The sequence below is a fragment of the Streptomyces antnestii genome, assembly GCF_004005495.1.
Lineage (GTDB): Bacteria > Actinomycetota > Actinomycetes > Streptomycetales > Streptomycetaceae > Streptomyces > Streptomyces antnestii.
On sequence record NZ_RZYA01000002.1, the window covers coordinates 528,489 to 552,322 of the forward strand.

Sequence of the window (23,834 nt, forward strand, 5' to 3'; positions counted from 1 at the left end):
GTGCCACGGGCACCGCCATGACCGGGCCGCCGTCACCGTGGTGATGAGTCGAGCACGCGCCGCGTGGCGGGTGAGACCTCGGCCGTCAGCACGGCGAGGCCGGCGTCGACCAGGTCCGCCGCGAGCAGGCTCTGGCTCGGCCGGTCCTGCGCCCCGGCGCCACGCGCCTGAAGCAGCCTCTCGCGCTGGGCGAGGGTGTGCAGCAGCAGTCCGATGAAGAAGTCCCACCGGTCGGCCCTGATCTCCTCGGGGAGATCGCGCAGGCAGTCCTCGATGCGGGTGCGGATCAGATGCAGGCCCCGAGTCCACTCCTGGGCGGACAGGTCGAACGGCGCGATCTCCTCCACGTACAGCGCGTTGGCGACGAACCGCAGGAACCAGCTGGGGTGTTCGGGGCTGCCCAGCCGCTCCACCATGGGACGGACGAGCACTTCGGCCAGTGAGCGCAGGTCCTTGCCCCGCCCCTGTGCGTCGAGTGACTCCAGCATGCGGAGCTGCCGGCACGTCGTCGGCGTCAGTCGGTGCTCGTAGACGGCGTCGACCAGCGCCCGCTTGGTCCCGAAGTGGTAGGCGACCGCGGAGGTGTTGCGCTGGCCGGCCGCCGCCGCGATCTCGCGCAGGGACACGGCGTTGATGCCGCGCTCGGCGAACAGCCGCTCGGAGACCTCGATCAGTCGGACTCGGGTGTCGGAATTCTCTGCCACACCGATCAGTGTGGAGGCCTTGCGTGATTAACGCAAGCGCGTTAAAACTTCCCACGGCCCGCATCCGTGAAGCCGGTCCCTACCGCGAGGAGAACGCCGTGCGCGATGCCTCCCCACCTCTCTTCAACGCGCGCCCCGGTCCCGACACGGCCGTCGGCCGGCTCGACGCCAGGTCCACCGCCTCCTGCGTTCTCCTGCTCGTCCCCCTCGTCCTGCTCACCGAGGTCGTCGCGCTGGAACTGTCCCTCGTGTACCCGGCCCTTCCCGCGATGGCGGCGGAGTTCCGCACGCCCGCGATCGGATGGGCGCTCACCGTCGTCAGCCTGGTCGGAGTGGTGGCCCAGCCGCTCCTCGGCAAGGTCGCCGACGCCGTGGGCAAGAAGCGGATGATCACGCTCGCCGCCGTCGCCTTCGCCGCGGGCTCGCTCGTCTGCGCCCTCGCCCCTTCCTTCCCCGTACTGCTGATCGGCCGTGCGCTGCAAGGGACTTGCCTGGTCATCGCGCCCTGCGCCTACGGCCTGATCCGCGACGTCCTCCCGCCCCGTGCCGTACCGGTCGCGCTGGGTGCCATCACGACCGGGCTCGGGCTCAGCGCCGTGGCCGGGCCGGTGATCGGCGGACTGCTGGTCAACGCCTTCGGCTTCCGCGCCGTCTTCTGGTTCTGCCTGGCGTACGTCCTCGTGCTGACCCCGGTCCTGGTGCTGACCGTCCCCGAGTCGGGGGTGCGGCTGCGTCGCCGCGTCGACCTCGCCGGCGGAGTGCTGTTCGGCGCGGGAGCCGCGGGCCTGTTGCTCGCGGTCGGCCAGGGCAGCTCCTGGGGATGGGCTGCACCCCGGACCCTCGCCGTCATCGGGGGCGCCGGCGTCCTGCTCGCGCTGTTCGTCCTGTGCGAGCTGCGCAGGGAGGAGCCGCTGATCGACGTGCGGCTCCTGACGGGACCGGCGCTGCGGTGGACACTCCTGGCGACCTTCGGCGGTGCCTTCGCGATCGGCGGTCAGGCCTTCGTCGTCCCCCTGCTCGTACAGACCCCGAAGTTGCCCGGATACGGCCTGGGGGCGGACGCACTCGGCGTGGCGATGTTCCTCGTGCCCCAGGGGCTGGTCGGCGCCGTCTGCGGACCGGTCGGCGGTCTTGTGGCGCGCCGCCGCGCACCCCGGACCAGTTTCCTCGTGGCGCTGGCCGCTCTCACCGCCGGCGCGGTGATCCTCGCGATGCTGCACGCCGAGCCATGGCAGGTGCTCGTCGCCGCGCTGGTGCAGGGGATCGGATTCGGGTTCTTCTTCGTGTCGGCCTCGAACCTGGTCGTCGAGGCGGTTCCCGCCACCCACACGGCGGTGAGCGCGGGAATGATGGGCGTGGCCAACAACCTCGGCAACGCGACCGGGGTGACGGTTCTCGGCGTCGTCCTCGCGCAGCACGTCCTGCGCGCCGATCAGGACACGGGCCGGATCGTCTACGCCGAATCCGGGTTCACCCTCTCCTTTCTGCTGGCCGCTGCCGTGGCGGGCGTCGCGGTGGCCGTCGCGGTGTTCATGCGCGGCGGCCGGAGCCCGGCCACCGGCGGACAGGCCGGCCCCGTACACGTGTGATCACGACGAAAGCGAGTCAGACACATGAATGAGTCAACGACAAAGCACCCCACGACAAAGCGGCCCAACATCCTTCTCGTCGTCTCGGACCAGGAACGGCAACGCGGCTGGCTGCCTCCCACGGTGCGGCTGCCCTGGCGCGAACGGCTGCTCGCCGAGGGGCTCGAGTTCACCAACTACTGGACGCATTCGGCGCCTTGCTCCCCGTCACGCGCGACGATGATGACGGGCCAGTACGTCCCGCAGCACGGCGTCGCGGAGAACGTCATCTTCCCCTGGCAGCCGGAACTCGACACGACCGTCCCCACCATCGGAAGTTCCCTGCGGAAGGCCGGCTACCGGACCTCCTACATCGGCAAATGGCACCTGTCCCGGTCGGCACGGCCCGACATGGAGGCGTACGGGTACGGCGACTGGGACGGCAACGACCACCACTTCATGGGGATGGCCGGCACCGGAGTGCACTTCGACCCGGTCATCGCCCGCAACGCCGCACACTGGCTGACCCGCAACGCGGACGCACCACAGCCCTGGTTCCTCACCGTCGCCCTCGTCAACCCGCACGACGTGATGTGGTACCCGATCGACCAGCCGGACTACCAGCGGGCCAACCCGAAGATGCTCGACTTCGTCCGGCAGTTCCTGGACAGCGGCGACTGGGGCGGCGGGCAGGCCATACCGCCCTACGAACAGTCGTATGACGAGGTGTTCACCGATCTGCCCGCCAACTTCGACGACGATCTGCACACCAAGCCGGACACCCAGCGGCAGTGGCGCCACGACCAGCAGAACAGTCTGTGGGGGCACATCGACCCCAAGGACAAGCGGGCGTGGCTGCGCCACCTCGACTACTACGCGCAGCTGCACCGGCTCGCCGACGAGAGCCTGGGCACGGTGCTCGGCGCCCTGGAATCCTCGGGCAACTGGGACGACACGATCGTCATCTTCACGTCCGACCACGGCGACATGTGCGGCTCGCACGGGCTCCGGTCGAAGGGGCCGTTCGTCTACGACGAGATCATGCGCGTGCCCTGCTACGTCAAGGTCCCCGGCGTGACGCGGCCGGGCAGCACGACCCATGCGCTCGCCTCGCACGTCGACCTGGCCACCACGATCTGCTCGCTCGCCGGCGTCGCTCCGGACCCGTCGTTCCAGGGGACCGACCTCTCCCCGGTGTTCGCAGATCCGGCCACCTCCGTGCGCGACTACGTGCTCTTCGCCCACGACGCCGTACACACCCGGCGGATCCAGCACACGCGGTACGCCGTGCGCGGCATGTTCGACGGGCGCTTCAAGTACGCCCGCTACTTCGGGGTGGGCGGAGGCATGCCCGCCGACCGCCCCGAACCACCGGCTCCCTCACGGCAGTTGTACGGCCCGGACGCCGCGTTCGACGACAACGACCATGAGCTCTACGACCTTCGGGAGGACCCGGGGGAGCTGGTCAACCTCGCCATGGACCGGGGCCGCCGAGCGGAGGTGCGTGAGCGCTTCGCGCAACTGCGGGCCATCGAGCACACCGACCTCGCGCCGCTGAAGGAGTAGTTGGCGGGAACGTGCTCGTCCGGCACGGCACCGCAGCCATGTCACGCTGCTCGTGCCGTGCCGGACGAAAACACTCGGCGAAACACCCGGCCGAAAGCGCTCGGCCCGGACCACTCAGTCGGTGCCGCTGACCGCCGCGACGTCCAGGGCCGTCCAGGCGAGCGCGGTGGCCGCGTCCAGGAGAGCCTTCTCGGCGTCGCCGCCGACACAGTGGGCGGCGAACTCGGGCTGATGGTTCAACGCCGGAAGGGACCCGATGCCCACGTAGGGATGAATCGCGTTCACCACCTGGGACACGTTGCCCATGTCGGTGGACGCGCGGTTCATGTCCCGCGCCGGCGAGTTCCGGTCGAAGACCCGGCCCAGGTGCTCCGCGTTCCGCACGTAGGCGTTCAACGCCGGCTGGTACGTGCGGAATTCGGCGTAGGGCTTGCTCTCCGGCTGGATGTCGAGGGAGGCGCCGGTGGCCAGCGCGCCCGCCTCGAAGCAGCGCCAGACCTTGTCCTCGGTCTCGGTGAGCTGGTCCAGGCTGGCCGCCCGCACGTACCAACGTCCCTCGGTGCGGGCGGGAATGGCGTTCGGCGCCTCTCCACCGTTGGTCATCACACCGTGGACCCGCACCGTGGGCGGCAACTGCTGGCGCAGCAGACCGATCGCCACCTGCGCGACGGTGAAGGCATCGGCCGCGTTGACACCCTGCTCCGGGTAGGCGGCCGCGTGGGCCGCCTTGCCCTGGTACGACACGTGCGAGTGCGACACCGCGAACGGCTCCGCCTCCGCCACGTCGACAGGGGCGGGATGCGCCATCATCGCCAGGTCGAGCCCGGCGAACGCCCCGCGCTCGAGCAGCTCGATCTTGCCGCCGCCGCCCTCCTCGGCCGGGGTGCCGTAGACCTCGATCGTGAGCCCGGCGGCATCGGCCAGCGGGGCCAGGGCCCGCGCCGCGCCGACGGTGATCGCCGAGATCAGATTGTGTCCGCAGGCGTGGCCGAGGCCGGGCAGCGCGTCGTACTCGGCGCAGAGCCCGAGCCGGAACGGGCCGCTGCCGAACGTCGCGAGGAACGCGGTGTCGAGCCCGAGGTACGCCGGCTGGACCGTGAAGCCCGCCTCTTCCAGGGACTCGGCCACCCAGCGTGCCGAGCGGTGTTCCTCCCATGCCGTCTCCGGATGGGCGTGGAGCTGCTCCGACAGCCGGATGAGCCGTTCGGCGTCCGAGGCGACCGTGCGGGCGGCACTCTCCTTCGTCGCCTCGACGGATGCGTCCCGCCCGGTCATGTCGTCGGCGGCCATCACTCGTCTCCGGGGACGCCGTACGACGGCGCGGCGGCCGGGTTGAGCCCGCGGGCCACGTAGTCGTCGCGCTGGGGCAGCCAGACGTCCAGGAGGGAGCGCAGCTCGGCGAGGGGCGCCTCGCTCCAGTCGACCCGCAAGTCGGTCTCGCGCCACGGGACTTCACGGACGACGGAGAGCCCGGCGGAGTGCACGGGACCCGCCTCGCCACCGGCCTCGAGGCCGGCTTCGAGGGCGGCCATCAGTCGCTCCTCCAGCTCGCCCGCCGAGCCCTCGAAGGCCTCGACGATCGCGTCGACGACCTCGGGGGAGGCCAGCATGTTCCCCGCCGCGACGACGTGTGCGCCGACGCGGTCGCGGTGCTCGCCGAGCGTCTTGGTGCCGGAGAACGCGGCGCCGTCGCCGTTCAGTTCGAGGACGGTGAGCTGGCGGTACTCGATCAGGTCGCGGCCCTGCACCACGGCGTCCAGCGCACCGCGCGCGCCGATGCCGGTCTCCAGCGCGTCCAGGAGCGCGGGGCCGAGGCGCGGGTCGGTGATGTTCTGCGACGACGCACCGCCCACGCCCGCCCGCAGGTGGACGCAGCGGGCGGCGACCGCCGGGCTCGACGAGGTCACGGCCATCCCGACGGCGCCCTTGCCGTCGGTGGCCAGCACAGAGAACGTCACTTCTCACCCTCCGGAATGACGGCGATCGCGTCGACCTCGACCAGCCACTCGGGCCGGGCGAGCGCGGAGACCACGATTCCGGTGGAGATCGGGTGCACGCCCTTGGTCCAGCGGCCGATGGTGCGGTAGACGGTCTCGCGGTAGCGCGGGTCGATGATGTAGATCGTCAGCTTGACCAGGTGCTCCATGCGGGCACCGGACTCCTTCAGGAGCATGTCGATGTTGGCCATCGCCTGCTCCGTCTGGGCCTCCACGTCCCCGATGCCGACGGACTCGCTGGTGTCGAGGTTCTGCCCGATCTGGCCCCGCACGTAGACGGTGTTACCAGCGACGACGGCCTGGCACAGGTCGTTGTCGAGGTTCTGCTCGGGGTACGTGACGCTGGTGTTGAACGGCCGGATCCGGGTGTGCCCGCCGGCGACGATCGGGGCCGGCACCTCGCGGCCCGTGCTGGTGGAAGTCATCGTCTGTTCCTCAGTCCTTCAGTTCTGCGGGGCGGCCGGCGCCGCGTCGGTCCGGGCGGTCGAGTCGTACGAGAGGTAGGACCGCTGGATCCCGATGTGGTCGGCGACGTACCGCGCGTCGTGCCAGACACCCCAGATGAAACTCGATCCACGGCGGGACAGCCACGGCAGGCCCAGGAAGTAGACACCGGGCTCGGAGGAGACGCCGCGGCGCTGGACCGGCCGGCCCCGCTCGTCGAACGTGTCGGCCTTGAGCCAGCTGTAGTCGGCGGCGAAACCCGTCGCCCAGACGATCGACGTGACGCCCGCCTCCGCCAGGTCGAGCTCAAGCAGCGGATCGGTCACGCACTGCGGGTCCGGTCCGATGACGTGGGCCTCGGGCTCCTCGGGAAGGTCGATCCCGTTGCGCTCGACGTACTCGTCGGCGGCCCGGAGGAGTTCGAGGTACTTGGCGTCGCCGGCGGCGATGTTCGCGCCGAGGTCCGTCGCGAAGCGCAGCACACCGTCCTCGTAGGACGCCGTCATGCCGACCAGCTCGACGCCCGTGCCGGCCAGGGCGCGGAAGTCGACGGTGTGGCCACCGCGGGCGCCGCTGACCGCGATCGTCACGTGCTCGGCACCCTGCGGCGGCGTCTCCGCGTCCCAGCGGCCGAGAACCCCGAGCCACCAGCAGAAGTCGCGGCCGCGGTACTCGCGCGGCGGGCGGTCGTGGGGACCCACGGAGAGGAAGACGCGGCGGCCGGAGCGGCGCAGCTCGTCGGCGATCTGGACACCGGAGGAACCGGCGCCGATCACGAGAACGGCGCCCTCGGGCAGCTGCTCGGGGTTGCGGTAGGCGCTGGAGTGGATCTGCACGGGCACGGCGTCGGCCGGCAGGATGGGCGGGATCACGGGCTTCTGGAACGGCCCGGTCGCGGCGACGACGTACCGCGCGTTGATGACGCCCTCGGAGGTCTCCACCCGGAATCCGGGGCGGTTGGCGTGCCGTTCCACGGAGGTGACCTCGACGCCGGTCCGGATCGGGGCGTCGATCTTCTCGGCGTACGCCTCGAAGTAGTCGGCGACCTGCTCCTTTGAGGCGAAGGCGTCGGGGGCGACGTCGGAGAACTCGAGGCCGGGGAAGCGGTCGTGCCACGCGGGCCCGTTCGCGACCAGGGAGTCCCACCGCTCCGAGCGCCAGCGCTCGGCGATCCGGCTCCGCTCCAGGACGATGTGCGGCACACCGGAGGCTCCCAGGTGCTCACTCATCGCGACGCCGGCCTGACCTGCCCCGACGACGACCACTTCGGTCTCTTCGCTCGACATTTCAACCTCCACTCAGGCGGCGGTCCGACTCGGGTACGGAGTGGACTGTGGCCGCAAGAGAAATCCTCGGGCGTGCCCGAAGTTCTGTCCAATAGATGTTGTTGTTGTTCTGGTTCTGTTTTTTCGATACGGGCCTCAGGGGAGGCCGCAGCCCGAGGGGGGAGGTCACTGTCCGGCCTCGAACATCGACCGGATCGCCCCCTTCCGCAGCAGATCGCGGACGAGGCTCTGCACCTCCGCCATCCGCCGGGTGGGACGCACCGCGGCCGCCTTGATGAGGGCCACGTCGAGCGGGGGCGCGTCGTCGGCGACATCGACGGCGACGACCCTCCGCGCCTCGTCCTTCCCGACCCCCTGCGGCTTCGCGTTCAGCAGCGTGTACGCGAGTCCCCTGGCCACGATGGCCCGACAGGTCTCCGCACTGGTGGACCGGAACCGCACCGTCGGCTGGATGCCGAGCGAGTGGAACATGTCGGCGAAGTAGTCGCGGCTGTGCGGCAGGTCCAGCAACGCCATCGGCTCGTCCCGCAGTTCCGCGAGAGCCACCTTGCCGCGCCCGGCCAGCGGGTGATCGTGAGGGAAGAGGGCATAGGGACTCAGCGAGTGCAGAAGCTCCTTCTCCAGGCGTGGGTCGGCGGTGAGGTCGTAACCGATGGCCAGCTCGAAACGGCCACTGACGACGCCCTCGACGAGCTCGGCGAGATCCACCTCGCTCGTGGTGATCGTCAGCCCCGGCAGCCGCGCGGCCGCTTCCGCGAGAAGGTCGGGAAGGATGTAGGGAGCCAGCACGCCGAAGCAGGCCAGATGAAGCGTGCCGGACACCTCCGAGCCCAGACCGTGTGCCTCCTCGGCCAGCTCCGCCGCCTGTTTCAGCAGCTGCCGGCCCGCCACGAAGATCTGCTCACCGGCCGTGGTGAGGGTGACGCCCTTGGCGTGGTGCCGCAGGAACAGCTGGACCCCGAGCCCACGCTCCAGTTCCACGAGCGCGTTCGACAGCGCCGACTGCGACAGGTGGATCTGTTGTGCCGCACCGGTGAGGGTCCCTGCCTCCGCGGCGGCGATGAAGTACTCCAACTGCCGGAGCGTGTACTGCGCCACTGAATCCTTCTCCCCACGCCTCTCCCCGAGGCGATGACTTCGGCGTCACACGCCGACAGTTGCTGCTTCCTGGTCGTGCGTGCCGTCCGCCGCGTCGTCCGGAACCGGCGCGAAGCCATGACGGACGGGGTAGCGCTTCATCAGCACGTAGAAGGCCGCGGAGGCCACGAACAGGCCGATGATCCAGGAAATGTCGGCTCCGCCAAGGAGCTTGACCATGGGGCCGGTGTAGAAAACGGTGCTCACGAACGGGAGCTCTACGAGGACGCCTGCCACGTAGGCCGTCATGGCGCGCCAGTCCGTTCCCCGGTAACGGCCTCGCGGATCGTACATGGCGTCGAGGTCGTACTTCTCTTTCCTGATGAAATAGAAGTCGACGAGATTGATCGCCGTCCACGGGATGAGGATGACCGAAAGCAGCACGATGAAATTCATGAGGTTGTCGAGGAAATCACCTCGGCCGAGAATGGCGATCAGCGTGCTGAGCGTGGAGATGCCCAGGATGGTGGCGATCCGTCCGGCCGACGAGACGGTCCGGGTGGCGCGGAACACTCCGGTGATCGTCACGACGGACATGAAAGCGCCGTAGATGGAGATCGCGAGAGCGGGAATGTTGCTCAGCATGATGATCGCCAGGAACAGCCACGGCGCGAAGCCCGCCTGTTCGGTGATGAACGTGACGGATCCGCCGCCGAACGCCTTCGGGGCGGCAGCCGCGAGCGCGGCGCCGAAGGAGAACATCCAGATCGAGCAGACGACGGTGCCGAGATACGTCCACCAGAAAGAGGCCCGCACCGAGGTGTTCGCCGGCAGATAACGGCTGTAGTCCGCGACGTACGGGGCGTATGTCAGCTGCCAGGTCGCGGACAGCGTCACGGCGAGGAGGAAGATCCCCCAGCTGAACTGGCCGTGGTGCGTCGACCCGCTCACGTCGTTACGGACGAAGAAGCCGATCGTGAGGACGAGGAGGACGACCGCCATCACCCACGAAAGCACATTGATCCATGCCTTGAGGACCTGATAGCCGAATATCGCGATCAGTGCCCCGACGGCGTTCGCCAGGACGATACAGAAGTCGACGTTCCAGCCGGTCAGATCGGCGAGCGCGTTCCCCGTGAGGACGCCTCCACTCGCGATGTAGCCGATATACATGGCCACGACCAGGACGAGCGGCATCATCGCGCCGAAATAGCCGAACTGTGCGCGGCTCTGGATCATCTGCGGAATGCCGAGGATGGGGCCCTGCGCCGAGTGGAGCGCCATGAAGACCGCGCCGACGCAGTGCCCCACGACAGCCGCGACGACCGCCCAGACCAGAGGCAGGCCCATGGCCACGGCGACCGCCCCGGTGGCGATGGTCAGCACATTGGAGTTGACGGTGAACCAGATCAGAAAAAGCCCGCTGACCTTGCCGTGACGTTCCGCATGAGGAACGAAATCGATCGAGCGCTTCTCAAGCTTCAGCGCCTCATCTGCTGCCATCGCTTCCGGCCTCTCTTGGCGGCTGCCAAATTCCATGCCAGCGGGCGCGAATGCACTGTCCGGAAGTGAAGAGAATTCGGAGAGCGGCGCGTTACTGGCCGTAGCACCAATTGCTGGTGCCGAAACCATAGGTGGACATGCTCCGCCCTGAACAGCTCCGACCGGATCGCATTAATCGGGGTACTGCATCGATTCTGGCGATGCCGGGGCGAGCCCGACCGGGCCGGACCGGGCCGAGGGTGCATCATCACGTGAATCGATGGCTCTCCACAGAAACATCTATTGGGCAGATGGCTGTGCGAGTGGTGCACTGAGTCGGGCAGATGCCAGCAGGTCGACTCGAAAGACGCGGTGCGCACACGTGAACACGGACCAGACCCGACGTGAGCAGGACTTCCTCGGAGAGCGCGCGATTCCGGCGGACGCGTTGTGGGGCGTCCACACCTCACGGGCCCTGGAGAACTTCCCCATCAGCGGTACGTCGATCGCGCGGCACCGCGAACTGGTCGCGGCTCTCGGCTCGGTGAAGCTGGCCGCCGCCCGGGCCAACGCCGAGCTCGGCCTGCTCGACGAGCGTCGCCTCGGTGCGATCGAGAGTGCCTGCGGTGAGGTCATCAAGGGCCTGCTCGACGACCAGTTCGTCGTCGACGTGGTCCAGGGCGGGGCCGGCACCTCGACGAACATGAACGCCAACGAAGTGATCGCCAACCGCGCCCTCCAGGTCCTCGGCCTGCAGCCCGGCGACCACGCCGAGATCCACCCCAACGACCACGTCAACGCCAGCCAGAGCACCAACGACGTCTACCCGACCGCGGTCAAGATCGCGCTCCTGCACGGCCTCGACAACCTCGCCGGCGCCGTCCGCACCCTGTCGGAGGCGTTCGCCGCCAAGGGCGAGGAGTTCCGTGCCGTGCCGAAGGTGGGCCGCACCCAGCTCCAGGACGCGGTGCCGATGACGGTCGGTCAGGAGTTCTCGGCCTGGGCGGCGACTCTCGCCGAGGAACAGGCCCGCATCCTCGACTCACGCGGCCTGCTCAGCGAGATCAACCTGGGTGCCACCGCCATCGGCACCGGCATCACGGCCGACCCGCGCTACGCCTCCGTGGTCCTGCGCCACCTCCGGGAGATCACCGGGATGCCCCTGCAGACCGCGGGTGACCTCGTGGAAGCGACCGCCGACACAGGGGTCTTCGTCCAGCTCTCGGGGGTGCTGAAGCGGACCGCGGTGAAGGTCTCCAAGATCTGCAACGACCTGCGGCTCCTGTCGTCCGGCCCGCAGGCAGGCCTGGGGGAGCTGCGCCTGCCTCCGCGTCAGGCGGGTTCGAGCATCATGCCCGGCAAGGTGAATCCGGTCGTCCCCGAGGTGGTCAACCAGGTGGCGTTCTGGGTGGTCGGGAACGACGTGACGATCACGATGGCCGCGGAGGCCGGCCAGCTCCAGCTCAACGCCTTCGAACCGATCATGTGTCACGGGCTGTTGCAGAGCATGGACTGGATGGCCCGGGCGTTCGACACGTTGGCCCGCCTGTGCGTGCGCGACATCGAGGTGAACGCGGCGCACCTGGAGCAGGTGAGCGCACACAGCGTCGGCGTGGTCACCGCCCTGCTTCCGCACCTCGGATACGCCGAGGCGAGCGCGATCGCAAAGGCGGCCCTGTCCGGTGAGGGCGACGTCCGGTCACTGGTCCTGCGCACCGGCACGCTCGACGAGGCACGCCTGGACGAACTCCTCGACCCGGAGCGGCTGGCGGGAGTGAAGGCGACGGCCGCCGTCGGGGAAGAGGCCATGGACTGAGCTTTCGACGTGCCCGCATCGCAGGATCGTGGCGGGCGCGTCGGCGCGTCATGGCGGAGGTCGGTTGCTCCTGCGACGAAGATTTACGCATGAGCGACGCGACGAAAGCAGTTCTCCAGGGCGGCCCCGACGATCTCCCCGAGCGGATCGTCCCCCTCTCCACGCCCGGGGAGGACATCAAGATCCCCTTCCGCGGGGGATTCGAACACTTCAGGGCCACCCCGCGTGAGGAGGAGACAGGGCAAGGCCTGCTGCCCGTCTACGAATGGTGGGAGCGCACCGAACTGCCCGGCTAGGCAAGTCGGGGCGCGGGCTTCACAGTTGTCCCACTCACCGGGAAACTGCACTCCCGGCCCGCGCCGGCCCGGCCTAGGTTCGTCGCACCGTCCGACCGCCTGCCGGAGGGCCCGCCATGCAGTCCGTAAGGGAGCAGACCATGTCCCGTACCTACCTCGTCACCGGAGCGGCCTCCGGCATCGGCAAGGCCACCACGGCCCTCCTGCGGGAGCAGGGGCACACCGTCATCGGCGCCGACCTCAAGGACAGTGACATCTGCGTCGACCTGTCCACCGCCGAAGGGCGGGCCGACCTCGTCACCCAGGCCCGTGGCCTGACCGGCGGCCGCCTCGACGCCGTCGTCGCCTGTGCGGGCATCGCACAGTTCGACGCGCTCACCATCAAGGTCAACCACTTCGGCGCCGTCGCCACCCTCGACGGCCTGCGCCCGCTCCTCGCCGCCGGCACCGACCCGCGGGCCCTGGTCATCGGCTCGATCGACTCCGTGCACCCCACCGACCCCGTGATCGTCGACGCGGCGCTCGCCGATGACGAGCCGGCGGCGGTGGCAGCATCCCAGGAGGCCGTCGACCGAGGTGAGGGCCACCTCGTCTACTCCTCCTCCAAGGCCGCCGTCTCCCGCTGGATCCGCCGCCGCGCGATCACCGACGACTGGGCCGGTGCCGGCATCCCGCTCAACGCCGTCGGCCCCGGCGTGATCCTCACGCCCATGACCGAGCCCCTGCTGGAGGACCCGGAGATGCGGGGGCTCGTCGAGCGGAGCGTGCCGATGCCGCTGGCCGGGCACGCGCGTCCCGAGCAGATCGCCCCGCTGATCGCGTGGCTCACCTCGCCCGAGAACACCCACGTCACCGGTCAGGTCGTCTTCGTCGACGGCGGCGCGGACGCCGTCCTGCGCGGCGACGGCGTCTGGTGACCTCCACCTGAAGGTGACCCGCACCTGAAGGTGACTGCACCTCAAGGGGACGAGGGCCGACGCGGATTCACGCCCGGCCCTCTTCCGTCAGCTCCCGCGCCCACCGACCGTCCGGTGACCGCAGGAGACGTACGAAGGCCTGCTCCGCCGGCGACAGGAGACGGTCGCGGCGGCGGACCAGGGAGATGTGGCGGGGCTGGGGCGACGGGTGGACCGGGAGGACGGCCAGGGAGCCCGCCTGCTGGACGTCGTCGACGATCGCGTGCTCCGAGATGAGGGCCACCCCCAGGCCCGCCGCCACGCACTGTTTCACGGCCTCCGGGCCCCACACGTCGGAACGCGTGGCCTGCCCCGCGAGGCCCCACTCCTCCAGGACGCGCTCCTGCTCGGAACGGGTGTGGGAGCCGGGCTCGCGCATCAGGAAGCGTTCACCCGAGAGCGCCCCCGGGGCCAGGGGCGCGGCGACGCCCGCCAGCGGATGGCTCGCACGGGCGACCAGGACGAGGCGCTCCTCCAGGACCGGTTCGACGAGCAGCTGCGGCTCCGCGGGGCCGCCCGCCACCACCGCTATGCCTATGTCGCCGGCGAGCAGACGCTCCGCCACCACCCGGTTGTTGCCGACGAACACGTCGCACTCGACCCCCGGGTAACGCTCCTGGAAACGGGCCAGGAGCGTGGGCAGCAGATACGTACCCACGGTCGTCGAGCCGCCGACCATCAGACGGCCCTTCTCCAGCGAGGACACCTGCTGGACCGCCGCGACCGCCTCGTCGGCGAGCAGGAAGATGCGCTTCGCGTACTCGGCCAGGACCTCGCCCTCGGCCGTCGGCCGGGTGCGGGCCCCCGAGCGGTCGACGAGGGTGACGTTCAACGACTGCTCCAGGCGCCGGACCTGGTTCGAGACCGAAGGCTGGCTCATGTACAGCTCGTGGGCGGCGGCGGAGAAACCCTGGTGCTCCACCACCTTCAGGAAGATGCACAGGCGGTGCAGGTTGAGTTCCACGGGCCCTCCTGCGTGAAGCCGGCTCGATCTTGGGTCGGGCGAGCGTAACGCACACCTGACCTGCCGCAACCCCCTGCGGTTATGGCGGCCATAGCGAGTTTCGGGCTTCTGTGCCCCCTCGCGGCCGGTGTACCCATGACAGCGGAGACCTTCGGTCGCCACGGAACTCGCAACACGACCTGCAGAGGTGGACGTTCAATGAATCCTGTCGCCGGCGCCCCGCTCACCGTCAACGGGCGTTCGTATCCCCGCCCCGGCCGCCCCGTCGTGGTCGTCTGCATCGACGGCAGTGAGGACGCGTACCACGAGCGGGCCATCGCGGACGGGCTGATGCCGTTCACGGAGGCGATGCTCGCGCGCGGCGCCGATCTGCGCGGCGAGTGCACGATGCCGTCGTTCACCAATCCCAACAACCTCTCCATCGCCACGGGTGTCCCGCCCGCTGTGCACGGCATCTGCGGCAACTACTTCTTCGACCCGGCCACCGGCGAAGAAGTCATGATGAACGCGCCCGAACTCCTGCGCGCGCCCACCGTGTTCGCCGCGTTCTCGCAGGCCGGCGCCAAGGTCGCGGTCATCACCGCCAAGGACAAACTGCGGAGGCTGCTCGGCAGCGGGCTCGCCGAGGGCGGTATCTGCTTCTCCGCCGAGAAGGCCGACCAGCTCAGCATCGCGGAGAACGGTATCGAGAAAGTCCTCGAGTCGACCGGCTTCGAGCTGCCGTCCGTCTACAGCGCCGAACTCAGCGAACTCGTGATGGCGGCGGGCTGCGACGTCCTCGAACGCGACCGCCCCGACCTGATGTACCTGTCGCTCACCGACTACATCCAGCACAAGCACGCTCCCGGCTCGCCCGTCGCCAACCGCTTCTACGCGATGCTCGACCGCTACTTCGCGCGCATCGACGCGCTCGGGGCGATCCTCGTCGTGACCGCCGACCACGGTATGAACGCCAAGTCGGACGCCGCAGGTGACGCACAGGTCGTCTTCCTCCAGGACTGGTTCGACGAGCGGACCGGGCCGGGCGCCAGCCGGGTCATCCTGCCGATCACCGACCCGTACACCGTGCACCACGGTGCGCTCGGCTCGTACGCGACCGTGCATCTGCCGGCCGGCGCGGACCGGTCCGCGCTCCTCTCCGAACTCGCGGGCGTCGACGGCGTGGACACGGTGCTGACCCGCGAGGAGGCCAGTGAGCGGTTCGAGCTGCCGGCCGACCGGATCGGTGACCTGGTCGTCATCGCCGAGCGCAACACCGCCCTCGGGACCACCCCCGCCCGTCACGACATCTCCGGGTTCACCGAGCCGCTGCGCTCGCACGGCGGCCTCACCGAGCAGCGTGTCCCGGTGCTCGTGAACCGAGGCGTCGAGCTGCCCGCCGGACACCGGCTGCGCAACTTCGACGCGTACTGGATCGGCTGCCACCTCGCGGCCGAGAAGCCGCTCACCAAGTAGCAGCCACCCGACCCTCACCGTAAGAGCCAGCCGGCCCTCACCCCTTCAACTCACCGCACCCGCAAGGCCAACCCACAGTTCCGGCCCCGGCGCGCCGCCGAGGCGTGCGCCGGGGCCGTTGTCGTACCCGGTTCCGCTCATCCCCCCGACGACGAGACAGGATCCATCGCCATGGCCGAGAATCCAGCACCACCACCCGTCCCCACCAGAGAGGCCCAGCGCACCGTCCATCCGTATCTGGTGAACCCGAGGCTGCGCTGGCAGATCTTCGTCGTCACCTGGATCGCGTACGCGGGCTTCTACTTCGTGCGGCAGGCGTTCTCCGTCGCCAAACTCGGCATCCTCGACGATCCGCTCGTCTCCTCCACCCTCACCGAACGCGTCCTCGGCGTCGTCGACGCCATCTACCTCGCGGCGTACGCCGCAGGCCAGTTCCTGTGGGGTGCGTGGGCCGACCGGTTCGGGCCGCGGGTCGTCGTCATCGGCGGGATGATCGGCGCGATGGGCGCGGCCTGCGTGATGGGATTCTCCAGCGCGCTGCTGGTCTTCGGCGGCGCGATGGTGATCCAGGGGCTCGCCCAGTCGGCGGGATGGGCGCCCCTGTGCAAGAACATGGGGGCGTTCTTCCCGCTGGAGCAGCGCGGCCGCATCCTGGGCATCTGGTCGACCAACTACGCGTTCGGCGGCCTCGCGGCGCCGCCGTTCCTCGGCTGGATCGCGTACGACCTCTTCGACAGCTGGCATGTCGCGTTCTTCGCGGGCGCGGCGACGCTCGCCGTGATCCTCGTGCTGTTCGTGATCTTCCAGCGCAACGCGCCGCACGAGGAGTCCACGGAGGCGAAGACGGCCGAGCCCGTCGAGCCGCAGCGCGCGCTCGCCCTCTACCGCAAGACCCTGCGCGACCCGATGGTGATGACGCTCGGCGCCGCGTACTTCCTGCTCAAGCCGGCCCGCTACGCGATCCTGCTGTGGGGTCCGGTCCTGGTGAGCCAGCGCCTGCCCCAGGTCGACAAGGTGGGGGCGACGCTCATCCCGATCGCGTTCGGCGTGGCGGGCGTGCTCGCGCCGATCGTCGTCGGCTGGGTGTCCGACCGGCTGTTCAAGTCCCGGCGCGTGCCCGCCTGCGTCATCTCGCTGGGGCTGCTGAGCGTGATCCTCGCCCTGTTCATGCCCCTGACGGCTGCCGGTAGCGCGCTGGTGATGATCGGCGTGCTCGGCGCGATCGGTCTGACGGTGTACGCCGCCGACTCGATGATCTCGTGTGTCGCCGCCGTCGACTTCGGTACGGCCGAAGGGGCGGGCACCGCGGCCGGCCTGGTCAACGGCTGCGGCTCCATCGGCGCCATCCTCGGCGGACTGCTGCCCGGATTCCTCAGCGGAACGGCCCTGTTCGGCCTGTTCGCCGGGGCCGCGGCACTCGCCGGCGTGATCATGATCCCGCACTGGAACCGCCGTCCGCGCGCCGCAGCTCTCGCGTAGCGCACCTCAGTAAGAGAGAAGTTGGCGAAGGGCCCGGCGCTTGCGAGCGCCGGGCCCTTCGTCAGCCTCCGTGCCGATCAGTACGAGGTAGCCGATCAGTACGAGATGCAGGCCGAACGCCATTCCGTGTAGAAGTCGAAGACCTCCGGCGAGCACTCCGGCGGCCCGTACTGGCTGGCCTTGGCGCCGATGTGCGGCAGGTGCGCGTACGCTCCCACGCCCGGCCGGTTGACGTGGAGCATGCCCGCCTCGAAGCGGTCGAGCGCCTCGAAGGCGCGGCTCTGAGAGGCCGTGAAAATGGTCCCGGACATGCCGTACTTGACGGAGTTGGCGATGCGCATCGCGTCGTCGAAGCCGTCCGCGTCGACGACGGCGAGGACCGGGCCGAACACCTCCTCCTGCGCGAGATCGCTGTCCCACGGAACGTCACGGACGACGGTGGGCTGGACGTAACATCCCTCCGGCAGGTCCGGACGCTCCTCGCGCTTTCCTCCGCACAGCACCTTGCCGCCGTCGTTCTGCGCGCCCGCGATCGCGGCGAGCGCCGCGTCGAGACGGTCCGTGTTGACGACCGGGCACAGTTCGGACGCCGGGTCGAAGCCGGGCCCGACCCGCAGCCCGGCCACCCGGGCCACCAGGCGCTCCAGGAACTCGTCGCGCACCCGGACGTCCACGACGGCCCGGCTGGTCGCCGAACACCGCTGTCCGGCCTGCCCGAACGCGCCGTGCACGACGGCGTCGACGGCCTTGTCGAGGTCGGCGTCGTCGCAGACGAGCACGGCGTTCTTCCCGCCGAGTTCGAGCTGGGTGCGCAGCAGCCGGTGCGCGCCGCCCGTGTGGATGGCGGTGCCGATGGGGAGCGAACCGGTGAAGCTGATGCCGGCGACGGCGGGGTTGGCGACGAGCGCCTCACCGGCCGCCGCGTCACCCTGGATGAGGTTGAGCACCCCGTCGGGCACCCCCGCCGCACGGAACACGTCCACGAGCAGCGCGGAGGTCAGCGGGGTCAGCGGCGACGGCTTGAGGACGGCGGTGCATCCGGCGAGCAGGGCGGGTGCGACCTTCCACATCGGGATCGCCAGCGGGAAGTTCCACGGAGAGACGAGGCCGACGACACCGATCGGCCTGCGGAACGTGTACGCGAACGTCCGGGGCTCCTCCGCGGGCGCCGTCACACCGCCAAGGCGGCGCGCCTGCCCGGTGGTGAACTCCAGTACCGCACACGCCCGTTGAACCTCGCCACGGGCTTCCTTCAGCAGCTTGCCCTGCTCACGCGTGATCGCGTACGCGAGCTCCTCCGACCGCTCCCCGAGGATGCGCAGCGCCTCGGTCAGATATGCCGCTCGCTTGATCGGCCCGAGATCGCGCCACCCGTCGAGCGCACGGCGGGCGGAGTCGACGGCCAGGTCGACGTCGGCTCCGCCGGATTCGGCGAACTCGCCGATCACATCGCTCAGATCGGCCGGGTTGAGATCAGTGCGCCGCTGCCCGGACTGCGCCGGGCACCACTGCCCGCCGATGAAGTTCTCGCGCAGGTGGCCCGCCACCTCGAACCGGAACTCGCCTGGTGCCACAGCCATGCCGTGCTCCTTCGCCGCCGTACGGATCGGATACCGCCACCCTCGCCCGCCGCACAGCACATGAACAACGGGCGATCAGCCAATGAGGGCGATAGGGCCCGGCTATGTGGCACCACGCACGTGGCCCGCCCTGGCCCTGGTCACTGCGGGCGAGTTCGATTTTCCTGGGTGAGCCGCTTCTCGAACCAATGGTCGGCGTAGGGCTCGTCGTTGAAGGCGGGGACCTCGGTGTAGCCGCTGCTGCGGTAGAGGCGGGTGGCCGCTTCGAGGGCCTTGTTGGTGTCGAGTCGCAGCAGCTCGACGCCGTGCCGGGCGGCGCGCTCCTCCAGTTCGGTCAGGAGGCGCCTGGCCAGGCCGAGCCCTCGGGTGCCGGGGGAGACCCACAGCCGTTTGATCTCCGCGGGCGCTCCCGTCGGCAGCTTGAGGCCGGCGCAGCCCACCGGGTCGCCGTGCAGCCGGGCGACGAGGAACAGGCCGCGCGGCGCCCGCAGTTCGCCCGGGTCGGGCAGCAGGCTGTTCGCGGGGTCGAAGCCGGTGTCGAAGAGCTCTTGGAGTTCGGCCGCGTAGGCCCGCAGGCAGAGCGCGGCGTCCGGGTGGTCGGGGTCGAGCACTTCCACCGTGACCACCGACGCGGTCAGCAGGCGCTCGACCTCCGCCATGGCCGCGGTCAGCCGGTCCCGCTGCCGGGCATCGAGCGGATCCAGGAGCGATGCGGCCAGCGCGTCGCTGCGGTCGTCCAGAAGGGCGCGCTCGGCCCGCCCGGCCTCGGTCAGCCGCACGGTGCGTACCCGCCGGTCCTCGGGGTGGGGCTCGACGGCGACGAGGCCGTCGCGCTCCAGCGCTCGCAGCAGCCGGCTCACATAACCGGAGTCGAGGCCGAGCCGGGCCCGTACGCCGCGGACGTCGTGCGTGCCCTCGTCGCCGATCTGCCAGAGCAGCCGGGCCTGCCCGTACGGGCGCGCGCCGCCCAGATAGTGGTCGTGCAGCACTCCGACGCGCTCGGCGACCGTCCGATTGAAGCGCCGCACCTGCTCTACTTGCTCCGTCGTCATTCTCTGACCTTAGTCAGGTAATGCCGGTCGCGTAAACGGCATCGGCCTTCGCGGTCACTTGGACCTGGTCGCCCAGGTCCGATCGCGAAGGCCGATGCGTCAGTGCGGTACGGGAGTGCGGTACGGGAGTGCGCTACTTGATGTAGACGAGCCCGTCCGTCGTGACCGTCGGGCGGCCGGTCGTGCCGACCACAACGATCTTCACCGTGTGCTTGGCGCTACTGGACCACGTCTTGGTCCAGACGGCCTGGCGGTACAGGGTGCTGGTCGACTTCAGGTCGACGGTGCTGACCTTGACGCCGTCGACGTAGACGTACGCCTGCCCGGACGTCGACGCCCGCGAGACCACCCACGAGGCGGAGCGGCCCGTGAACGTCCACGTGAGGCTCGCGCCCTTGGAGCCGCTGGAGTACGACTTGCCGCCGAGGTAGCTGGAGGAGGAACGGGCCGTCCAGGTACCGGACTTGGTGGCCGACGTCTCCTGAAGGATCACCGGAGTGAAGGCGGCGGAGGACGTCCGGGTGTTGCCCGCGTAGTCGTCCGCCCGCATCGACCAGGTGCTCGCGGTGCCGGACGCGGCGGTGCGGCTGGAGCTGGTCGTCGTCGGGCCGAAGGTGCCCGTCGTCGGGGTCAGCAGGTTCACCGACTTCAACGCGGTGTTGTCGGTCGCCTTCCAGCCGAGGGTGACCGGGACGGCTGTGGTGTTGACGGTGCCGCTGCGCAGGGAGACGTTCGGCGCGGTGGTGAAGGTGGGCGCGGTCGTCTCCGCCACGACGTTCACGGCGTCGGACGTCGTGGCCTTGCCGGACTGGTGCACGGCCCGCACGGCGACCGTGTGGGTGCCCAGCGGGAGCGTCGTGCCGACCGAGGTGGCCGTACCCGAGGCGCTCGCGACGGCCTTGCCGTCCACCAGCAGCTCGAACTTGGAGATCAGCGAACCCGGCGTCGTCGTCGACCACTTCGCCGTGATGGCGCCCTTGGTGTAGTACGTCGCCCCGGACAGACCGGCGCCGGACAGCGAGGTGACCTTCAGGCCCTGCACCGGACCGGACGCCCAGGCGCGGATCGTCGGCAGCTGGGTGTAGAGCGAGTTGCCCGGGCACTGGGTGTTGTAGCCGTCGCGGTGGGCGGAGACCCGGTTGAACGTGTACTGGCTGCCCGCGGTGAAACTGGTGCCGAAGTAGTTCGTCTGCGTCGCTCCGGCGGTGAGCTTCACGGTCGAGGCCGGGTCGGCGTTGTACTGGCCGAGCTTCCAGGCCGCGATCCGGGCGACGGAGGTCAGTGCGGCATTGGTCGCGCCGGTGGTGGTGTAGTCACCGAGCACCGCGATGCCCGCGGCCTCCCGGTTCCAGCCGTAGGTGTGCGCGCCGAGCACCGGCAGGTCGACCCCGCCCTTGCGGCCCTCGAAGATCGTGCCGCACTTGTCGACCAGGAAGTTGTAGCCGATGTCGTTCCAGCCGTTGGTCTGCGTGTGGTACGCGTAGATGCCCCGCACGATCGACGCGGAGTCGGCGCAGGAGTAGTCGTTCGTCCCGTCACTGTGGTGGACGAAGACGGCCTTCACGTCGGCGTTGTACTCCGACGGGTCCGGGCTGAGCGACTCGTCGGCGCCCCAGCCCGCGCGCGTGGTCATCGGCGGCTTGGGCACGGTGGACGGGGGAGCGGTGGGGGTGGTGGCCGACGCGGTCGGGCTGGCCGAGTCCGTCGGTGACGCGGGCGCGGAGGTGACGGGGGAGTCGCTCGGGGAGACCGGCGCCGTGTCCGTCGGTGTGCCGCCGACGCCGGCGGTGTCGCTCGGAGACGCGGAGTCGGAGGGCGAGGCGCTGTCGACGGTGGCCTGCTCGACGTACGCGGCGGTCTTCATCTTCGTCTCGGCGTCGGTCGCCACGCCCGGGTCGACCAGGTTGACCTGGAGGCCCTTGGGCAGGCCCGAGCTGGTGGAGCCGTTCTTGTGGACGACCTGGACCTGGACGCCGTCGGAGGGGCCCACCCACAGCGGCTCGGACGCGCCGCGCATGTCGGCGCCGCCCTTGGGGTCCTCCAACGGGTCGACGTCGGCTTCCAGGTCCTTCCAGGCGGTCCACGCGCCGGTGTCCAGGCTGCGGGTGCGCACCTGGGCCGTGCCGTGCAGCCGCTCGGTCGCCCCGGTCCAGGAGACGCCGAGCATCGAGAACTGCCTGGTCTGCGTGCGCGGCAGCTCACGTTTGGCACTCGTGGTGCCCTTCAGCGCGAGGTCGTAGACCTTCACCGGCCGCTTGGCCCGGCCCGCCGCTCCGGGATCCTGCGAAGGGCTGGCCACGGCGTAGGTCACCACACCCCCACCCCCGAGGACCACCGCGCCGATCGTGATCCACGCCCGGCGTTTCAGGCTCAGCGGTCTGTATGCACGCGAGGTACGACGACTCAAGAAGATCCACCCCAATAGAAGGCCGATATGGCCACATACGAATGTCACTTGAGGCACATCCGTCACAGGGATGGCCCACTCACACAGCGCGGCCAGGCCTGGAAGTGTCACAGCGTCACGGAGTGCAGTGACGGACCTCGCTTCGCGTCACGAAGGTGGGTGATCCCGGGAATTGGCCGGCTTTTGACGACCGAGGGCGACCGGGCGGTGGGGTTGTTCCGGAGTTGGTAAAAAGTTGGTGAGAAGGCAGTGGGGAGTTCAGCTTCTACGTCGCATCTGGCCGACTCCGATAAGGATCAGACCGGAGAACATCAACGCGTTCTGCGCGACGAATCGGACCTCCCAGGACGGGCTCGCCAGGATGCGGAAGTAGAAGAGCCCTTGGACCACGCAGGGCACTCCCACCAGCACTGCGCCCAGTCCGTAGAGCGAGGGCCGGGTGACACGGCGGCGCGCCCAGGGCGGCACCCAGCCGGTGCGCATCGAGGCGGTGCCTGAGGCGATGAGGAGCAAGCCCGCGAGCATTCCTGTTCCGACGACCCATTCCATGGGCCCCTCCCGCTCCGTCCGGGCACCGGGATGCAAATTCCTCTTCATCCGGCGCGGCCACTGCACCCCGATCATCCAAGGTGACCGAGACGAGTGCCAGACCTCGGAGGGCGCGGTCCGCCAGGAGTTTTCATCCCGTCAGGGGCATTTGGCCGGGATGGGGCCTTCGCATTGCCGGGGATGTCTGCGCCGATTGGCCGATGTTGTTCCGTGCGTTGCGGCGGGTGGGCGAATTCGTGCCGTGCCGGAACGCGAAATGACCTGGGCGTTCCGGTGTTGTACGTTGCGCCGTGTCGATCGCGTCCCGTTCCGGGGAACTCGCCGCCGCCCGACCAGCCCGACCAGCCCGACCAGCCCGACCAGCCCGACCAGCCCGACCAGCCCGGACTCTGAGCCCCGGCGGACCTCTCATCGTCACCCGGATCCGGGCCCGAAGGTTCAACCGATCGGTTGACACCGGGAAGCACGCACGCGGTGAGGATGGTGAGCGCAAGAACGCGAACGTCCCCCGTTTCCAGGAGTCCTGATCCCGATGAAGAAGCTTTCCCGTCGCGCTCGCATCGCCATCGGTGGTGCCGCCGTCGCAGTCGTCGCCGCCGGCACGTTCGGCGCGATGACCGCGAACGCGTCGGCCCCGGCCGACGTGGCGGCCGCCCCGGCCGCCGACGTCAAGGGCGACACCACCACGACGTCCACGCACCTGACCATCGACGCCGCGTCCAAGGCCGCGCAGGCCGCCCTGGACGCCGCCGAGGCGGAGGGCCAGCACATCTCCGTGGCCGTCGTGGACCGCAACGGCAACACCATCGTGACGCTCCGCGGCGACGGCGCGGGCCCCCAGTCCTACGAGTCCGCCGTGCGCAAGGCGTTCACCGCGGTGTCCTGGAACGCGCCGACGTCCGAGCTGGCCAAGCGCCTCACGAACGCGCCGACCCTGAAGGACATCCCGGGCACCCTGTTCCTCGCGGGCGGCGCCCCGGTCACCGCCAAGAACGCGCCGATCGCCGGCGTCGGTGTCGCGGGTGCGCCCTCCGGCGACCTGGACGAGAAGTTCGCCCAGGCCGGCGTGGCCGCCCTCAACTGACCCCGGTCCACAGCTCGGTCTCCGGCGACACCAGGCTCCTCAGCCGGTGCCGCCGGAGCCGTGTCAGCCACA

20 protein-coding genes are annotated in these 23,834 nt (G+C 69.8%); 8 read left to right on the forward strand and 12 right to left on the reverse strand.

The genetic code is table 11. The features are described 5' to 3' along the window. Window positions 1-32: 32 nt before the first annotated feature. Window positions 33-704, reverse strand: coding sequence for a TetR/AcrR family transcriptional regulator (locus EOT10_RS07160; protein ID WP_189491292.1), 672 nt, complete (start codon window positions 702-704; stop codon window positions 33-35). Window positions 705-727: 23 nt separating this feature from the next. Between EOT10_RS07160 and EOT10_RS07165 the strand changes: the two genes are divergently transcribed. Together EOT10_RS07165 and EOT10_RS07170 are read left to right on the forward strand one after the other, a co-directional pair. Next, entirely contained in the window at window positions 728-2,293 is a 1,566-nt protein-coding gene (locus EOT10_RS07165; RefSeq protein WP_127827191.1) for an MFS transporter, read from the forward strand. A 24-nt stretch (window positions 2,294-2,317) separates the two neighbouring features. After that, a complete protein-coding gene (locus EOT10_RS07170; RefSeq protein WP_127827192.1) occupies window positions 2,318-3,838 on the forward strand; it encodes a sulfatase family protein in 1,521 nt (506 codons plus the stop codon). 114 nt (window positions 3,839-3,952) lie between these two features. On the opposite strand, the gene EOT10_RS07175 is transcribed toward EOT10_RS07170, so the two are convergent. From EOT10_RS07175 to EOT10_RS07200, 6 genes are all read right to left on the reverse strand, one after another. Continuing rightward, window positions 3,953-5,128 (reverse strand): M20 family metallopeptidase, encoded by a 1,176-nt coding sequence (locus EOT10_RS07175; RefSeq protein WP_223280850.1) that lies wholly within the window; start codon window positions 5,126-5,128, stop codon window positions 3,953-3,955. Continuing rightward, window positions 5,128-5,796 (reverse strand): DUF1028 domain-containing protein, encoded by a 669-nt coding sequence (locus EOT10_RS07180; RefSeq protein WP_127827193.1) that lies wholly within the window; start codon window positions 5,794-5,796, stop codon window positions 5,128-5,130. The genes EOT10_RS07175 and EOT10_RS07180 overlap by 1 nt, the downstream gene beginning before the upstream one ends. Further along, window positions 5,793-6,260 carry a RidA family protein gene (locus EOT10_RS07185; protein ID WP_127827194.1) on the reverse strand — a complete coding sequence of 156 codons (468 nt, stop codon included), beginning with the start codon at window positions 6,258-6,260 and terminating at the stop codon, window positions 5,793-5,795. The genes EOT10_RS07180 and EOT10_RS07185 overlap by 4 nt, the downstream gene beginning before the upstream one ends. An 18-nt stretch (window positions 6,261-6,278) precedes the next feature. Continuing rightward, entirely contained in the window at window positions 6,279-7,565 is a 1,287-nt protein-coding gene (locus EOT10_RS07190) for a flavin-containing monooxygenase (RefSeq protein ID WP_127827195.1), read from the reverse strand. Window positions 7,566-7,730: 165 nt separating this feature from the next. Continuing rightward, window positions 7,731-8,663 carry a LysR family transcriptional regulator gene (locus EOT10_RS07195; protein ID WP_127827196.1) on the reverse strand — a complete coding sequence of 311 codons (933 nt, stop codon included), beginning with the start codon at window positions 8,661-8,663 and terminating at the stop codon, window positions 7,731-7,733. Window positions 8,664-8,708: 45 nt separating this feature from the next. Next, on the reverse strand, window positions 8,709-10,274 hold the full coding sequence (locus EOT10_RS07200) for a purine-cytosine permease family protein (protein ID WP_127827197.1): 1,566 nt from the start codon (window positions 10,272-10,274) through the stop codon (window positions 8,709-8,711). 232 nt (window positions 10,275-10,506) lie between these two features. Between EOT10_RS07200 and EOT10_RS07205 the strand changes: the two genes are divergently transcribed. The 3 genes from EOT10_RS07205 (at window position 10,507) to EOT10_RS07215 (ending at window position 13,153) form a co-directional block, all read left to right on the forward strand. Then, the gene (locus tag EOT10_RS07205) at window positions 10,507-11,940 is read left to right on the forward strand and encodes an aspartate ammonia-lyase (protein WP_223280851.1); all 1,434 of its coding nucleotides are present in this window, start codon (window positions 10,507-10,509) and stop codon (window positions 11,938-11,940) included. A gap of 89 nt (window positions 11,941-12,029) precedes the next feature. Next, complete coding sequence (locus tag EOT10_RS07210; protein ID WP_127827199.1) at window positions 12,030-12,236, forward strand: DUF5988 family protein; 207 nt, start codon at window positions 12,030-12,032, stop codon at window positions 12,234-12,236. 140 nt (window positions 12,237-12,376) lie between these two features. Continuing rightward, window positions 12,377-13,153 (forward strand): SDR family oxidoreductase, encoded by a 777-nt coding sequence (locus EOT10_RS07215; protein WP_127827200.1) that lies wholly within the window; start codon window positions 12,377-12,379, stop codon window positions 13,151-13,153. A gap of 67 nt (window positions 13,154-13,220) precedes the next feature. On the opposite strand, the gene EOT10_RS07220 is transcribed toward EOT10_RS07215, so the two are convergent. After that, entirely contained in the window at window positions 13,221-14,156 is a 936-nt protein-coding gene (locus EOT10_RS07220; RefSeq protein WP_127827201.1) for a LysR family transcriptional regulator, read from the reverse strand. Between the two features lie 198 nt (window positions 14,157-14,354). Here EOT10_RS07220 and phnA point away from each other — a divergent pair, with 198 nt between their 5' ends. Then, window positions 14,355-15,611, forward strand: a complete 1,257-nt coding sequence (gene phnA / locus EOT10_RS07225; protein ID WP_127827202.1) for a phosphonoacetate hydrolase — start codon at window positions 14,355-14,357, stop codon at window positions 15,609-15,611. Window positions 15,612-15,782: 171 nt separating this feature from the next. Then, window positions 15,783-17,090 (forward strand): MFS transporter, encoded by a 1,308-nt coding sequence (locus tag EOT10_RS07230; RefSeq protein ID WP_127827203.1) that lies wholly within the window; start codon window positions 15,783-15,785, stop codon window positions 17,088-17,090. Between the two features lie 95 nt (window positions 17,091-17,185). On the opposite strand, the gene EOT10_RS07235 is transcribed toward EOT10_RS07230, so the two are convergent. The 4 genes from EOT10_RS07235 to EOT10_RS07250 form a co-directional block, all read right to left on the reverse strand. After that, on the reverse strand, window positions 17,186-18,670 hold the full coding sequence (locus EOT10_RS07235; protein WP_127827204.1) for an aldehyde dehydrogenase family protein: 1,485 nt from the start codon (window positions 18,668-18,670) through the stop codon (window positions 17,186-17,188). A 140-nt stretch (window positions 18,671-18,810) separates the two neighbouring features. Next, entirely contained in the window at window positions 18,811-19,722 is a 912-nt protein-coding gene (locus EOT10_RS07240) for a bifunctional helix-turn-helix transcriptional regulator/GNAT family N-acetyltransferase (protein ID WP_127827205.1), read from the reverse strand. Between the two features lie 133 nt (window positions 19,723-19,855). After that, the gene (locus EOT10_RS07245; RefSeq protein ID WP_127827363.1) at window positions 19,856-22,090 is read right to left on the reverse strand and encodes a peptidoglycan recognition protein family protein; all 2,235 of its coding nucleotides are present in this window, start codon (window positions 22,088-22,090) and stop codon (window positions 19,856-19,858) included. A gap of 297 nt (window positions 22,091-22,387) precedes the next feature. Then, window positions 22,388-22,678 carry a hypothetical protein gene (locus EOT10_RS07250; RefSeq protein WP_223280852.1) on the reverse strand — a complete coding sequence of 97 codons (291 nt, stop codon included), beginning with the start codon at window positions 22,676-22,678 and terminating at the stop codon, window positions 22,388-22,390. A 532-nt stretch (window positions 22,679-23,210) separates the two neighbouring features. On the opposite strand from EOT10_RS07250, the gene EOT10_RS07260 reads away from it, so the two are divergent. Then, complete coding sequence (locus EOT10_RS07260) at window positions 23,211-23,762, forward strand: GlcG/HbpS family heme-binding protein (protein WP_127827208.1); 552 nt, start codon at window positions 23,211-23,213, stop codon at window positions 23,760-23,762. Window positions 23,763-23,834 lie beyond the last annotated feature (72 nt).